The organism is Streptomyces clavifer, assembly GCF_036345975.1.
Lineage (GTDB): Bacteria > Actinomycetota > Actinomycetes > Streptomycetales > Streptomycetaceae > Streptomyces > Streptomyces clavifer.
In genome coordinates this window covers 72,914-86,408 of record NZ_CP107794.1, presented here as the reverse complement: position 1 = coordinate 86,408, position 13,495 = coordinate 72,914, and the positions used below count along the sequence as shown (strand labels likewise).

Here is a 13,495-nt window from a genome sequence, read left to right as displayed (position 1 = left end):
AAGCTCTTGGACATTCTTCACCGCACTGCTGGCATGACCGCCAACCAGCGCCTGGTCGTCATGCTCTATGCGATGCACCCCACCGACCGCGCCGGCGCGGTCATCGATACCGGCGCCAACCTCGCCAAGCTCGTCGGCATGTCCCCGACCGTGTTCTCCCGCACCCGGCGCCAGGTCGTAGAAGCGGGATGGCTTGAAGAATCAGAGCGGCTTGCCCACATCAGCTACTACAGGCTTAGCGCCAAGAGCACCGGTGAGACCGTTGTCGTCCCCCTGCGCCGAGCAACCTGAGCGACACAGCACGCCATAGCTCATGTACGTGAGGTCAATGAGCACCGACTCTTAGACCCATACTCATTGACCTCACGTACATGAGGCAGTGCCTGCTGGCGGCAATGAGCTCGTTCGGTTGGCGAGGCGCCCCCGGGGAACGGAGCTTTGCCATCCGTTCTCATCTCGCCAAGCCAGTGCATGAGGGCTTGCAATTCGGCGCGGGTTCCGGTGTTATACACGAGGTCTCCGGAGCCTTCGTCGCGACGGTGTATCTGCGAGACGTACTCTCCTGCGATCTCGCCCCGATCGATCGCTGTCACCACCGGGTGAACAAGCACTGGTCTGTGGGGGACTGTAGAGCCCGAGGTCCCTGCCTCAGTTGCTCGCCACAACCCCCTGTTCCCTCGTCGGCCCGATCGGGCTGAGACGACGCTCCTTCGTCAGCATCGAACTGCACGAGGGCATCGAACTGCACGAGGGCATCGACCTGAGATCTCGGGCCGCGCAAAGCTGTCACCGGGGTGACGGCTGGCCCCGCGTACGTGCGAAGTGACCGCGGGGCCAGTGCGAGCGCTGTCCTGTCAGAACGCTCTCCTCGACCGTAGGGTAGACAAGCTGATGGCGCATCTGCTGGCACCTGTCCTTGCAAGCCCTCACCAGATCGCCCTTCGTGTGTGACTAGTCCGGGCCCTTACACGGTCGCAAGCCCCTTTCGACCGCCCTGCGATGACGGTGCCACCCAGGAAGAACTATGCACCTGTCGCGGCGTGCACCACGGGGCCGATGGGTTCGGCTGTCCGGAGTCCCCTCAAGCATTGCACCCTGTGCTCAACCCAGGCGAAAGCAGGCCGTTCGGGGGTGAACACCTGTAAGCGGATGCATAGCAAGCCTGCATTGAGCAGTCCTGGGCCGTAAAGACTCCCTTCTTTTCGACTGCGACCCTCTGCGCCGCTCCGTTGTCACCAGTCCGCGTCGACCTCTTTAAACCCTGTCCCTTCGTGGCAGGTTTGGGCATCGTGAGACCCGCGGCGCCCAGTGCGTGTCGCTCTTCGCCCCGGAGACCTCGTGGGCAATCATCAGCCGCACGCATCGTCTTGAGGTGTGGTGCTGAACACTGATGTCGCCGTCTGCGGAGACCGGCCTAATGGGGGGAGCAGAGCAATAGTCAATACCTGTGGATCACGACTGTCCGTTGAGGCCGAGCTTCCTCTTGCCGTAGGGGGAGAAGATCGATCCCCAGCCGGTCCAGCCAGTGTGGACCTGGGCGATCTGGGAGGGCAGCGGCATGACCGGGAGCAGGTCTCTGCCCTTGGCCCAGTTGGTGAGCAAGCCCTCGGTGGTGTCCACGGCGGAGACGACCATGGTGACCTTCGCGTTGCCGTCGACCCAGGTCTCCCACAACGCCCACCCTTCGGGACGTGCTTCCACTCCCAGCCGGACACAGGCATCCGGGTAGGTCTCGCCGGCGCCGACGGGCATGGCCTCGGGACGGATGACGGCCACGGCGGCGAGAGGAACCTGTAGGCGCTCTGCCTCCTCCTCCAGGCACCCGTCCAGGGGGAAGTGGTAGTGCAGCAGCGCCCGCCCCAGAGCGTTGACACTACGTTGGAGCGGCCCCTCACCTTCGGTGTCGCCGCCGTACCAGTGCTCACCGGCGGCTGCGGAGGCAACTGCCTTGGCGAGCCGTTCGATCTCCCGCAGATAGTCGAGTTCGGAGAGCTCTGTCCTGGTCATGGGGGCAGTGTCGCACCGCTGAGCCGGATCTGTGCACCTGTTTTTCGCGTGGTCACGCGGCCTGCTCCTGGCGCTCGACCGACGCCGTTCTCGAACCGGGCCCCCGCGCGGACGAGTGCCACCAGGTGGGCACCGGTGATCGCCCGCCATCGGTCCTGGGCGGACTCGACCAGCTTAAACACCATCGCCAGGGCGGCGGCTGGGCTGCCGGCGCCGCGGATGACCTTGGTGCGGAGCTTGACGGTGGAAAAGGTGGACTCGATTGGGTTGATGGTCCGCAGGTGGATCCAGTGCTCGGCGGGGAAGTCGTAGAACGCCAGCAGTTCGTCCCGGTCGTCGGTGATCTTCGCGGCGGCCTTGGGCCACTTGGTGCCGTAGGTCTTCACGAATGCTTCGATGGCCTTCTCGGCGTGGGCACGGTCCTCGGCGTTGCAGATCTCCTGCATTGCCCTGGTCGCGCCGGGCTTGGCCGACTTCGGCAGGGCATTGCTGACATTCCGGGATTTGTGAACCCAGCACCTCTGATGCCGGGCTGCGGGGAACACCTCAGCCAGGGCCCACCACAGTCCCATCGCACCATCGCCGACCACCAGCTCAGGGTCTCCCATGCCGCGTCGGCGGCAGTCCCGCAGGTCCGCCCACGACTCCGTCGACTCCCGCAACCCCTCCGCGAGCGCGATCAACTCCTCGGTGCCGTCCGCGCGGACGCCGAGCAGGACCAGCACGCACGAATGCGCCTGCCCGAGCCGGACCCTCGGGTGCACCCCGTCGGCCCACACGTAGACAAAATCCCGGTCCGATAGGTCCCGGCTCTGAAACGCGGCATGATCCTTGCCCCACTGCTTCGTCAGCCGGGTCACAGTTGCGGCCGACAGGCCGGCGGCAGAGCCGAGGAACTGCTCCAGCGCCGGTACGAAGTCACCCGATGACAGCCCGTGCAGGTAGAGCAGCGGCAGCACCTCGCTCACCTTGGGCGACTTGCGGCACCACGGCGCCAAGGATCTTCGAGGAGAACCGCCTCCGCTCGCCGGTGGCCTCGTCGACGCGGCGGTCGTTCACCCGAGCCGCCGTGACCTCCACCGGGCCGGCCGCGGTGGCCACAGTCCGCGGCTGATGGCGGCCGTTGCGCACCACCAGGCGCCGACCTCGCTCGTCGGTCTCGGCCACCAACTCGGCCATGTACTGGTTGACTTCCGCCTCCAGCGCGGCAGCCAGCATCCGCCGGGCGCCATCGCGGACAACCTCGTCGATCAGGGAGCCAGACTCCTTCAAACCGTCGGCATTCCCTGCGCTGAGCACGGGCGTGCCTTCCCGACCCGCGCTGCGAACGCGGGCCTACTCGGTGACCATCACAGGATCATTCGGGAAAGTACGCCCTCTGTGCACCTCCCGGCACCGATCCACAAGTCCTGAGCATTGCTCGAGCGAAAATGAGAGCCATAGCTCATGTGCGTGAGGTCAATGAGGACCGATCCGCGGATCGGTCCTCATTGACCTCACGCACATGAGGCAGCCCGGTCTGTGAACCGTCTACTCGTGCGGCAGGCGAGCAACTCCCATCTGCACTCGCGAGGACGGGACTGCTGCACGGTTGGGTGACTGTGGGGTGTCAACTCGTTGACGGTCCTGGCCGTCCAAAGCCGCGTCAAGCGCGAAGTCAGCAGTCAGCCAAGGCGGTAACAGGCTTTAGCGTCCGATCCCTTGAACTGTGTGCACAGCACGGTTCCCTGAGGAAGCTTGGGCCCACCGAACCGGCCCTTCCTTCCCCACAGCGTTTCCACAGCGACGCCGGGGGCCCTTCCGTTGTCACCAGTCCAGGTCGACCTCTTCCAGCCGCTGGTCCAGGTGCTGTGACCAGGCTTCTTGTGGGACCACTGAGCCCAGTAGGTGTGGTTCTTCACCCCGGAAACCTTGTGGGCGATGATCAACGGAACCCGCCTTGTCGAGGTGTTGTGCTGCACGACAATGCAGTAGTCGCCGCGGTCTGTGCAGCGGTGCGTGTCTACGATGAGCGCGGGGGCGCGGCTGGTGCCGGCGTGTGCCGGAAGGGGTGTGCCTCCGAGGAGTACAGCCGTTCCGACAGCCCAGTAGATGACCCTTTGCATGTATGGCCAACCACAGCTGGGGCTCCGGGATACGGGCCGGCCTGGCCGATCACCCGGACGTGAAGCCGGGGAGCCAAGGTGTCAGCGTCCGGTAAGTGCCTGGAGCACGGGGGAGTGGTCGTCGAGGTCTGTGGTGACAAGGTCGGCTCCGGCGTGGCTCGGTGATGCTCTGACCGATTGAGCTCGTCACCGTTTACCGACAGGCCCGGTAGGAGGATTGGGCCTGTTGATGCTGGCACTCTCGCGCTTGGCAGTCAGGGTGGCTGGACTTGGTCGAAGAGGGCGAGGGCTTCGGCAGGGTCCGGGCTCACGAGGCGTTCCAGACCGGCCGTCGTGATCTTCGCCCACCTGCCGGCCCGTGCCCACATCTGTTCCTCGAAGGCGCGGACGGCCTCGTCCGGATCTCCAGGGCCGGTGGCGATGGACTCGGCGAGTTCGGCGCCTTCCAGCATCGCGAGGTTCGCGCCCGCCCCCATCCGCCCTTGACGGCCTCGCCGACATCGACACCGTCATGCGCGCCGTGTAGACGGTCAGCGCCTACTTCACGGGCGCGATCAGGCGCGAGATCACGAATCTGCGGGCCGAGCGCGCCATGGGCCTGTCCAAGCACGACTGGCAGCGCGCCCGCGGCCCGCACCTGACGAGAATGCTGGCCACGGGCCGCTTTCCGGCGCTGACCAAGACCGTGTACGCGGGCACGGACGTGGACGCCGAGGCATCCTTCGCGACCGGCCTGGACTGGGTACTCGACGCCGTGGCCGCCAAACTCGCCCGGCCGCCGGCGTGACGCTCAGCTCCTGCCGAATGCGAGCGAGGCCGAGGGCCGTACTACTCAAGGGGCATGACAGGGTCCTTCACAGAGGTGACGGTCAGGCGGCTGTGCTGAAGCCGGAGGCGGCCGGGTCCTGGTCGCGAAGCTGGGTGAAGTCGACGTCGAGTTTCGGGTCGTACGTCTCGGGCTGGATGCCGAGTTCGTGGGTGGAGTACTCGCCGAATCGTTTGATGTGCTCGGTCAGGTACGGCGAGATGTGGGCCAGGTCCTCCGGGGCGAGCTCCCAGCCCTCCTCTAGGAGCTGGCGGATGATCTCCGCGATATCCAGGGCGTTGTGGAAGATGACCTGTTGACTGAACTACTGACGGAGTTTCTGCAGGTCAGTGACCTTGTGTTGGAGGCATCGTTGAGTCGGCCATGGAGGCATCGCCGAGACCTGGCAGCCCTGTCCGTCCCCCTGGTCGGGGAACTGGTGGCCACGGACGATCCGTGGGAGCCCTACCGACTCATCGACCCGGCCAGAGAACCGGTCGAGGGAGCCCGCGCCTTCCTACGGGACCTCCAGGGAGCCGGTCATTCGGCGGCGACGGCCCGTTCCTACGGGATGGACATGCTGCGCTGGTTCCGCTTCCTATGGGCTGTCGAGGTGTCGTGGGACCGAGCGAGCCGGATCGAGGCGAGGGACTTCTCCCGCTGGCTACAGGTCGCCGGACAGCCGACGCGTCCGCACTGGCGACGCCCGAGCGAGGCGGGCCGGTGGGCCACAGGCGGCAAGCCGTACGCACCGTCGGTACGAGCGCACAGCGAGACAGTGCTGCGGAGTTTCTACGACTTCCACCGCGACATCGGCACCGGGCCGATCCTCAACCCGTTCCCGCTGGACCGGTCACGTCGCGGCCGGCGGGCTCACGCCCACCGCAACCCGATGGACCCGGCTCGTAACGAGCGCACCGGGCTCTACCGGCCGACGGTGCCCAAGCGGGTGCCCCTTAGTGTCCCGGACGAGGAGTTCAACGAGATCTTCGCCCGGCTCCCGTCGCACCGGGACCGGGCCCTTGTCGCCTTCTATATCTCCACCGGCGCCCGCGCCAGCGAACTGCTCAGCACATGGCAGGCCGGCGTCGATCCGGGGCGCCAGCTGATCTCGGTGATCCGCAAGGGTACCGGCGAGATCCAGGAACTCCCCGCTTCGACCGACGCGTTCGTCTGGCTGCGGCTCTACCAACTGGAGATGGGCGATGAGCTCCCACGCGGGCGGCGTCTCCCGCTGTGGTGGACATTGCGCTCACCGTCGAGGCCACTGACCTACCACGCGGTTCACCGCATGTTCGAGCGGGCGAACGTCAAGGCAGGGACGTCCGCGACGCTGCACGCGCTTCGGCACACCGCCGCCTACCGGATGTCCGAGGACCCCACCCTCCCTCTCACCGATGTCCAATTCGTCCTCGGTCACGCTCAGTTGACCACAACACAGCTCTACCTCACGCCTCGCAAGGAGATGGTGATCCGGCGGCTGCTGGCCCACCATGCCGAACAGACGCGGCAGGCGGCCACCCGCGTCGCCCCGCCTCCGGCAGTCGGCTACCGGCCGGAAAGTCTCGATGTGCTGTTCGGAGCCGGTGCCCGGTGACCATCACCTTGTCGGCGAGTGCCGGCTCCCGCACACCGGCTGCTGGAACATCGCGTCAGCTCACCCGTGGAGTGGCCGCCCAGCAGCGCTTCCCCGCCCGGACCATTCCCAACAGCTGGCCGGGCACCGAGCGCTCCCGCACCGAGGCGGCCAAGTTGCTGTCCCGTCGGCCCTGCACGCTGGAGAACGCGGGCAGCGAGCTCAACCACAGCCACGGCATCGTCATGGTGCTGGACTGGCTGGAAGACCAGCCGGGACAGATTTGGCAGGAGCGGTGGCAGGCCAGCGGCATCGAGCAGACCGGCGCCGCCTGGCGGCCGGTGATCAAGCAGTGGCTGCACGAGCACGGCCTGAAGGCAGCCTGGCGCATGCCGGCGGTTGGCCTGGCCTTGACGACGGTGATCAGTGCTGATCTGCTGCAGCCGTCGGTGGATTGGCTGGCCGCCGGGGCCAGCCGCCGAGGGGTTCTGGTCCGCTCCATGGCCCGCATCCGCGACCCGCAGGGATTCGAGCACCTGCAGGAGCTGGGTGCGTCAGCCCAAGGTGTGCGGCCGACCCACGTCAGCGCGGCTTGCTGCCGCGGTGCCCTCATCCTCGCGGCGAAGGGCGGCACCCTGGCCGACATCACCGTCGGCGACGTCCTGGAACTTTTCGAAACCCAAGCCGCGGTTCTCAAGCGGATGACGTCGGGGACTGAGGTGTTCTACCGGCTGCTGCATCAGCTCGGAGCCCTCGGAGAGGCTGCCCCGCGGAACCTGCGGGAGGTTCGCAACCTGGGACAACGGACTCCTGAGGAACTGATCGACCGCTACGGACTGCACTGCCGTCCCGTCCGTGACCTGCTGGTGGACTATCTCCGTGAACGCCAGCCCGCGCTGGACTACAACAGCCTGAAGTCACTCTCCTACCATCTCGGCAAACGCTTCTGGCAGGACATCGAGCACCACCACCCCGACGCCGACAGCCTCCGCCTCGCCCCGGACGTCATCGGGCAGTGGAAGCAGAGGATTCGCACCAAGGACAAAATCGTCACCGGCCCCGACGGCCGACGCACCAGCACACAGGTCGAGAGGCTCAACTACCGGGACACGCTCAACCAGGTGCGGGCCTTCTACCTCGACATCGCCCAGTGGGCACTGGAAGATCCCGGCCGCTGGGGCCCGTGGGTGGCACCCAGCCCGGTGAGGGCTGACGAGCTGGAGAACCGCAAAGTACAACGACGGCGCAAGGCGAGGATGGACGCACGCACCCGCGAGCGCCTGCCGGTCCTGCCGATCCTCGTCCGCACGGTCGACCAGCGTCGCAAGGACGCTGCCGCAGTACTGGAAGCCGCCCGGCATGCCAGCCCCGGCGAGGCGTTCGCCGGGGCCGGTCAGCAACTCGTACGCGCCGTGGTTCCGCACGGAACGGCCGGCAGGATCTGGGCCGAGGACCCGCACACCGGCAAACGCCGCGATCTGGGACTCGAGGACGAGCGCGCCTTCTGGACCTGGGCCGTGATCGAGGTCTTGCGGGCCACCGGCATCCGCATCGAGGAACTGCTGGAACTCAGCCACCACAGCCTGGTCCAATACCGGCTGCCCACCACCGGTGAACTCGTCCCCCTCCTACAGATCGTCCCATCCAAGACGGACACGGAGCGGCTGCTGCTGGTCAGCCCCGAGCTCGCCGACGTCCTGAGCGCGATCATCTGCCGAGCCCGGGACACCACCGGCGCCGTTCCCCTGGTCCGCTCCTACGACCGCCGCGAATGCGCATGGCAGGAGCCGGCCCCCTTGCTGTTTCAACGGCGCATCTACGGCGAGGACCGCGCGTTCACCGATGAGACCGTCCGCACCATGCTCGACCAGGCCCTCATCGACACCGGCCTGATCGACGCCACCGGCGCCCCACTCCGCTACACACCGCACGACTTCCGCCGGCTGTTCATCACCGACGCGATCCTCAACGGGCTGCCGCCGCACATCGCCCAGGTAATCGCCGGCCACCAGGACATCAACGTGACTCTCGGTTACAAAGCCGTCTACCCCGAAGAGGCGATCCAGGCGCACATGGCCTTCCTGGCCCGTCGCCGGTCCCTCCGCCCGAGCGAGGAATATCGCGTCCCCACCGACGAGGAATGGCAGGAATTCCTCGGTCACTTCGAGCGGCGCAAGGTCTCCGTCGGCGCCTGCGGTCGCGCGTTCGGCACCCCCTGCATCCACGAACACGCTTGCGTTCGCTGCCCGATGCTCTGGCCCGAGCCCGCCCAGCGTGACCGGCTCGTCGAGATCCGTGACAACCTTCTCGCCCGCATTGCCGAGGCTGAACGCGAAGGATGGCTCGGCGAAGTGGAAGGGCTCCAGATGAGCCTGGCCGGAGCGCAGGAGAAGCCTGCCCAACTCGACCGGCGCCCCGCCGGCCGCAGCGTCGTCGATCTCGGCATTCCCACGATCACCGCTCCCGCCGTTCCACATCAGCATCGGCCAGAGGAGCGAACGTGATCCCGATCTTCCACCAACATGCTGGCTCTGACGGCAATTCAGAGAAGTGAAGAGCCCTCATCCGGCCCCAGGCTCGGACACGTCCGCTTGGAAATCGTTGAGCCATCGAGGTGTCTCAGCCCGCTGCCGGGGCAGCTCACGTGTGAAGGGAAATCTCTCGCCCTCCTGATCAAGGAACTTGATCAGTTTGATGAGTGTGTGCTGAATCTCGATCAACCGTGGCTCGACGTAGAACTCGTTACCAAGCTCTTGGATGGCCTCGTCCAGAGAGGCGAACCAAGCGCCGAACTCCTGGTCCGTGTCAAGGAGCCGGCAGAACTCCGCATAGCCTATGCAACCCTGATCATCGCCAGTCTGGCTGGCCATCAACCCGCCGATGGCACGCTGTTCGCCCCGAAAGAGGCGAAAGCCCGCTCCCTGGTTCCGGTCCGCGCTGAATCGGTTGGAGACCTCGTGAAGGAGATCTACCACCTTCCGGTTGTCCTCTCGGTTGCCCAAGTCCAAGAACTGGACCCGTTGTCGGAGGATCTCCACCCAGTAGAAATACTCCGCGATCACGTACAGCGTGTTGCGACGGGCGTACTCCCGTTCTTGCGGGGTGCCGTCCCTGTAATAGAGCGTGAGAAACCCGAACTGGCTTCGAGCGATGTTGTAGATCCGGGACTGGAGATCGTAGGCGGCCCACAGGAGCGGGTCGCGGACACGGCTCATGATGTCTTGGCGGGCCACATCCCGGGCATGAGCCGCAGTCTGGCGTTCCAGCTCCGCAGCCAGAAGCGCTTGCCGCCGACTGGCACGCGCGCTGATGGCCACGCTTACCAAGGCCACGGCCGCCGAGATCGAGGCAACGATGAGCTCTGTACTCATGGCTGTGACGGTACGCGATCACAAGGGGAAGGGTTCTTAGTTCAGAGAACACCGCGTTCGTGAGCAGGGCGTTGAACTTCATCGCCTTCTCCTGCTCGATGGGGTCGTTGTCGGCGAGGACGCCCTGGTTGCCGAAGCCGACCCATTGGGAGAACCGGTTGAACGACTCGACCTTGTTGGTCGCCGCGGTCACCCGCCGGCGCAGCGGCGCGTCCGGCGTCGAAGGTGGAGAACGCCGGCAGTCCCAGCCCGGCCGCCACCACCTTCTCCAGCGCGATATTGATCAAGTCGGCGGACCGGTTCTTCGCCGCGGCCTCCTTGCGAATCGCCACCTCAGCGATCTGCCGTGCCTGGGACTTCTTCTACTTCGTCTCCACCCGCTGGCGCACCTCCGTACGCTGCCGCTCAGCGGTCCGGCCTGTCTCGTGCAACGGGAGCGTGCCCTCCGGCAGCTCGACCGTACGGCGGACGAAGTCGACCACCATCTCCGGATACTCATCCGGCTTCGGGAACCGGCCCACCCGCTGATACGACTTCAGCGCCATCAGCAGCGCGAGCTGATGCCCGTCGGAGTCCATCCGCTCAGCCGCCCACGCAGCTTCCTACCGCGTCGGCACGAAGACAGATGCAGCTCATGCGCGGTGATCAGCCACTCGAACCGCGATTACGCGGTCCGCTCGATCGAGGTCACAAGTCCCGCCCCAGACCAAGAGATCATTCAGTATCAGCACCAACGATCTTCGGCCGAATGGGTGACGGCCACTACTGCACAGGGCGCCAAGATCAAGTACTGGCGGCTTTTGGGCTTACCTCGGCGCTACCCCTTCTTCAGCCGGGGCATCATGGTGAAGCGGCTGGTGTGGTGGCCCGAGGCGACCGCGCCGCCGCGCGAGCGGCACGGTGAGCCGGGCTGAGCGCCACACTTCGGACATGCGTGCTGTTCCACATCGTCCGCGTCCGGTCGGCTATGAGAGTTCGGGCCACGTCGCTTCGGCCGGCGGGCTACGGGCATCTGAGGTGCTTGGTGTTCAGCGAGGTGGCGCTACCAGGCCGATCTCGTAGGCGGTGATGACAAGGTGGACTCGGTCGCGGGCTTCGAGTTTGGTGAGTAGCCGCGCTATATGTGCCTTTGCTGTGGCCACGCTGATGTAGAGGTGGGCGGCGATCTCGCTGTTGGACATGCCGCGCCCGACGAGGGTCAGTACCTCGCGTTCCCGCTCGGTGATGCTCCCGACCGGTCGTGGGTGTGGGGCTGGTTCGGGGCGGGCGGCGAACTCTGCGATCAGGCGCCGCGTGACGCTCGGGGCGATCAGGGCGTCTCCGGCGGCGACCACGCGGATCGCCCCGAGGATGTCGTCCAGTGCCATGTCCTTGACGAGAAATCCGCTCGCACCCGCTCGGAGCGCGCCGTAGATGTACTCGTCATCGTCGAACGTGGCGAGGATAAGGACGCGCGCCGCTCCAGCGGCTGCCGTGATCAGCCTTGTGGCCTCGATGCCGTCCATGCCTGGCATGCGGATGTCCATCACCGCCACGTCGGGCTTGGTGTCCCGGACCAACTGGACCACTTCGGCGCCGGTTCCGGCCTCTCCGACGACGTCGATGCCAGGGGCGTCGGCCATCAGGACGCGCAGACCACTGCGGACCAAAGGCTGGTCGTCGGCGAGCACGACGCGGACCGTCATGAGATGTGCACTCCTTCGGAGAGGGGGAGCCGGGCTGCCACGCTAAAGCCGCCCTCGGGTCGCGGCCCGGCGGTGAACTGGCCGCGTAGCAGACTGACGCGTTCCCGCATTCCGGTGATGCCGTATCCGACGCCGGAGGTGAGGCCGCCGCGGCCGTCGTCGGCGACCTCGATGATCAGTTCGCCAGCTTGGTAGCCGATGGTGACGCAGCAGTCGGGGGTGTCCGCGTGGCGTACGACGTTGGTGAGGGCTTCCTGGACGATCCGGAAGACGGCGGCCGGCTAGCGAGATTTTTCAGTGTGGGTTACAACCAGCACAAATGACTGGCTGTCATGTGTGGTTGAGTACTGCAACCATGAGGGGGCATCACTGCCTGAGTAAGGGGAGCCCGTCCGTGAATCGTCGCCGAACCCTGTCGATCGCCACCGCCTTGCTCGCTGTATCGCTGGCTGGGTGCAATCCCCAGCTCGCCGACGAGGGTGACGCGAAGCCCTCCGCCACCGCGTCGCCCGCATCCGCGGCACCGTCCGGTGCGGCCGGTGGTGGTCCCGCCGAAGGTGGCCTGCCGCTCTCGGACGCCATCGCCAAGCTTCCAGAAGGCGTGGAGAAGAGAGACGGCTACGAGCGTGACAGCTTCAGGCATTGGGTTGATGAGGACGGCGACGGATGCCAGACCCGCGCCGAGGTTCTCATCGAGGAGGCGACGACGAAGCCTGTGCAGGGGGAGCGGTGCGCGCTAACCGGTGGTGTGTGGATGTCGTACTACGACGAGGTCGAGGTCACCGAGGCGAGGAAGTTGGATATCGATCACATGGTCCCGCTCGCTGAAGCCTGGGACAGCGGGGCATACGGCTGGACGGCCGAGCGCCGCGAGGCCTACGCCAACGACGTCGGCGCCGAGCGATCACTGGTAGCGGTCACCGCGAAAACTAACCGCAGCAAAGCCGACCGGGACCCTGCCAACTGGCTGCCGCCTACCGAAGCCGCCCACTGCCTGTACGCCGCGGACTGGACCGCAACCAAACTGCGATGGGAACTCAGCGCCGACGCCAAGGAACGTGCCGCACTCGTGAAGCTCGCAGACGCGTGCCCGGACACGACGGTGCAGTACAAGCTAGCTCGATGACCCCCCTGGTGAGGCGATCACGAGAGGTCTGACGACGGAAGTCTGCCGCAGCCCGGACTGGATACCTCGGTCTGGGCTGCCGCGCTTCCGGCCGCTACCACCTGGCGTATCACGCACAAAGCTGGATTGCCCTGAGCCGCGGATCCGGACGGCGACATTGCAGGTGACAGCGATGCCGGTGGGCAAGTAGCCGCCAACGGCCTCAGAGCGTCGTGACCACCACGCGCTGAGCGTACGGCGCGCCTTCGAAGTTGCTCACGCTCGCCGTGACCTTTACAGGGTCGCCCTCTCCGAACGGGAGATGGTTGCCCGACAACGTGCGGGCGGCGATCGCCACACTGTGCTTCTGCCCGTCACAGGTCAGCTGGGAGGGCTGCACGGTCGCGACTCCGCGAGGGCTGCTGATCTGCGAGTCCCGCTCATCGGCCAGCCGCCAGGCGATACCCAGGTAGAGGGTCGGGGTCGGGTCGCAGGAGTACGTCACGTAGGCCGTGATGCCGTCCCTGTTCTGCGCCGTCGCAGGAAAGTACGTAGCCCCGCCCACAGTGACGGTGTTGTCCTTGCCAAAGATCGTCGAGTCATCCCCGGCCAAGGCCGGGGGAGCGGCGGCCAGGGTGCCCGCCCCAGCCAGGAGCGCAGTGACGGCGACGACGGAGACGCGGTGTCGCAGAGCTAACGGGCGCATGCTGAACTCTCCTTGTTCACAGGCGGTTTGCCGGTCCAGTCGTGGATCTCCGCAGCTGCCCGTACACGTGTCCAGAGTGCGCCGCGCACCCAGCGGGCCGTTCCTCGCTGGGCGGCACTGCCACGACGGTCAGGG

Annotated in this window: 12 protein-coding genes and 5 pseudogenes; 6 read left to right on the top strand and 11 right to left on the bottom strand. The window is 66.3% G+C overall.

Going from position 1 to position 13,495, the window contains the following annotated elements:
* The first annotated feature begins 33 nt into the window (after positions 1 to 33).
* Entirely contained in the window at positions 34 to 291 is a 258-nt protein-coding gene (locus tag OG927_RS33980) for a replication initiation protein, RepL2 (RefSeq protein WP_079100799.1), read from the top strand.
* A gap of 1,161 nt (positions 292 to 1,452) precedes the next feature.
* Here the strand turns inward: OG927_RS33980 and OG927_RS33975 are convergent.
* From OG927_RS33975 to OG927_RS33965, 3 genes and pseudogenes are all read right to left on the bottom strand, one after another.
* The gene (locus OG927_RS33975; protein ID WP_330321430.1) at positions 1,453 to 2,007 is read right to left on the bottom strand and encodes a hypothetical protein; all 555 of its coding nucleotides are present in this window, start codon (positions 2,005 to 2,007) and stop codon (positions 1,453 to 1,455) included.
* Positions 2,004 to 3,306: pseudogene (locus OG927_RS33970) on the bottom strand (IS256 family transposase). The gene OG927_RS33975 and the pseudogene OG927_RS33970 overlap by 4 nt, the downstream one beginning before the upstream one ends.
* A 1,060-nt stretch (positions 3,307 to 4,366) precedes the next feature.
* Positions 4,367 to 4,588: pseudogene (locus OG927_RS33965) on the bottom strand (FAD-dependent monooxygenase); the annotation flags it as partial.
* Between OG927_RS33965 and OG927_RS33960 the strand changes: the two are divergent.
* Positions 4,588 to 4,899: pseudogene (locus OG927_RS33960) on the top strand (TetR/AcrR family transcriptional regulator C-terminal domain-containing protein); the annotation flags it as partial. The pseudogenes OG927_RS33965 and OG927_RS33960 overlap by 1 nt on opposite strands.
* An 82-nt stretch (positions 4,900 to 4,981) precedes the next feature.
* On the opposite strand, the gene OG927_RS36115 reads toward OG927_RS33960, so the two are convergent.
* Positions 4,982 to 5,227: a Tn3 family transposase gene (locus tag OG927_RS36115; RefSeq protein WP_364798502.1), complete on the bottom strand. Its 246-nt coding sequence runs from the start codon at positions 5,225 to 5,227 to the stop codon at positions 4,982 to 4,984.
* 129 nt (positions 5,228 to 5,356) lie between these two features.
* Here OG927_RS36115 and OG927_RS33955 point away from each other — a divergent pair, with 129 nt between their 5' ends.
* Together OG927_RS33955 and OG927_RS33950 are read left to right on the top strand one after the other, a co-directional pair.
* On the top strand, positions 5,357 to 6,514 hold the full coding sequence (locus OG927_RS33955; RefSeq protein ID WP_330321429.1) for a tyrosine-type recombinase/integrase: 1,158 nt from the start codon (positions 5,357 to 5,359) through the stop codon (positions 6,512 to 6,514).
* Between the two features lie 71 nt (positions 6,515 to 6,585).
* Complete coding sequence (locus OG927_RS33950) at positions 6,586 to 8,997, top strand: tyrosine-type recombinase/integrase (protein ID WP_330321428.1); 2,412 nt, start codon at positions 6,586 to 6,588, stop codon at positions 8,995 to 8,997.
* A gap of 57 nt (positions 8,998 to 9,054) precedes the next feature.
* Here the strand turns inward: OG927_RS33950 and OG927_RS33945 are convergent, their stop codons facing one another.
* From OG927_RS33945 to OG927_RS33940, 3 genes and pseudogenes are all read right to left on the bottom strand, one after another.
* On the bottom strand, positions 9,055 to 9,864 hold the full coding sequence (locus OG927_RS33945) for a hypothetical protein (protein ID WP_330321427.1): 810 nt from the start codon (positions 9,862 to 9,864) through the stop codon (positions 9,055 to 9,057).
* A gap of 49 nt (positions 9,865 to 9,913) precedes the next feature.
* A pseudogene (locus OG927_RS36110) lies at positions 9,914 to 10,078 on the bottom strand (Tn3 family transposase); the annotation flags it as partial.
* Positions 10,079 to 10,226: 148 nt separating this feature from the next.
* Positions 10,227 to 10,448, bottom strand: a pseudogene (locus OG927_RS33940) (DUF4158 domain-containing protein); the annotation flags it as partial.
* Between the two features lie 57 nt (positions 10,449 to 10,505).
* On the opposite strand from OG927_RS33940, the gene OG927_RS33935 reads away from it, so the two are divergent.
* Entirely contained in the window at positions 10,506 to 10,778 is a 273-nt protein-coding gene (locus OG927_RS33935) for a hypothetical protein (protein ID WP_330321630.1), read from the top strand.
* Here the strand turns inward: OG927_RS33935 and OG927_RS36210 are convergent.
* From OG927_RS36210 to OG927_RS33920, 3 genes are read right to left on the bottom strand one after another with little or no spacing between them, the layout of a single operon-like run.
* Positions 10,682 to 10,876, bottom strand: a complete 195-nt coding sequence (locus OG927_RS36210; protein WP_435844275.1) for a zinc finger domain-containing protein — start codon at positions 10,874 to 10,876, stop codon at positions 10,682 to 10,684. The two genes, OG927_RS33935 and OG927_RS36210, sit on opposite strands and share 97 nt — an antisense overlap.
* 16 nt (positions 10,877 to 10,892) lie before the next feature.
* Positions 10,893 to 11,549 carry a response regulator transcription factor gene (locus OG927_RS33925; RefSeq protein ID WP_330321426.1) on the bottom strand — a complete coding sequence of 219 codons (657 nt, stop codon included), beginning with the start codon at positions 11,547 to 11,549 and terminating at the stop codon, positions 10,893 to 10,895.
* The gene (locus OG927_RS33920) at positions 11,546 to 11,812 is read right to left on the bottom strand and encodes an ATP-binding protein (RefSeq protein WP_364798504.1); all 267 of its coding nucleotides are present in this window, start codon (positions 11,810 to 11,812) and stop codon (positions 11,546 to 11,548) included. Before OG927_RS33920 ends, OG927_RS33925 begins: the two co-directional genes overlap by 4 nt.
* Positions 11,813 to 11,943: 131 nt before the next feature.
* Here OG927_RS33920 and OG927_RS33915 point away from each other — a divergent pair, with 131 nt between their 5' ends.
* A complete protein-coding gene (locus OG927_RS33915; protein ID WP_330321425.1) occupies positions 11,944 to 12,675 on the top strand; it encodes an HNH endonuclease family protein in 732 nt (243 codons plus the stop codon).
* Between the two features lie 202 nt (positions 12,676 to 12,877).
* Here OG927_RS33915 and OG927_RS33910 read toward each other — a convergent pair whose 3' ends face one another.
* Positions 12,878 to 13,360, bottom strand: a complete 483-nt coding sequence (locus tag OG927_RS33910) for a hypothetical protein (protein WP_330321424.1) — start codon at positions 13,358 to 13,360, stop codon at positions 12,878 to 12,880.
* Between the last annotated feature and the right edge of the window lie 135 nt (positions 13,361 to 13,495).

Bases quoted from the DNA above. Each gene is read 5' to 3' on its own strand.
- OG927_RS33980 (WP_079100799.1), top strand. From the start codon at position 34: ATGACCGCCAACCAGCGCCTGGTCGTCATGCTCTATGCGATGCACCCC.
- OG927_RS33975 (WP_330321430.1), bottom strand. From the start codon at position 2,007: ATGACCAGGACAGAGCTCTCCGAACTCGACTATCTGCGGGAGATCGAA.
- OG927_RS33945 (WP_330321427.1), bottom strand. From the start codon at position 9,864: ATGAGTACAGAGCTCATCGTTGCCTCGATCTCGGCGGCCGTGGCCTTG.
- OG927_RS36210 (WP_435844275.1), bottom strand. From the start codon at position 10,876: ATGCCCGTAGCCCGCCGGCCGAAGCGACGTGGCCCGAACTCTCATAGC.
- OG927_RS33925 (WP_330321426.1), bottom strand. From the start codon at position 11,549: ATGACGGTCCGCGTCGTGCTCGCCGACGACCAGCCTTTGGTCCGCAGT.
- OG927_RS33910 (WP_330321424.1), bottom strand. From the start codon at position 13,360: ATGCGCCCGTTAGCTCTGCGACACCGCGTCTCCGTCGTCGCCGTCACT.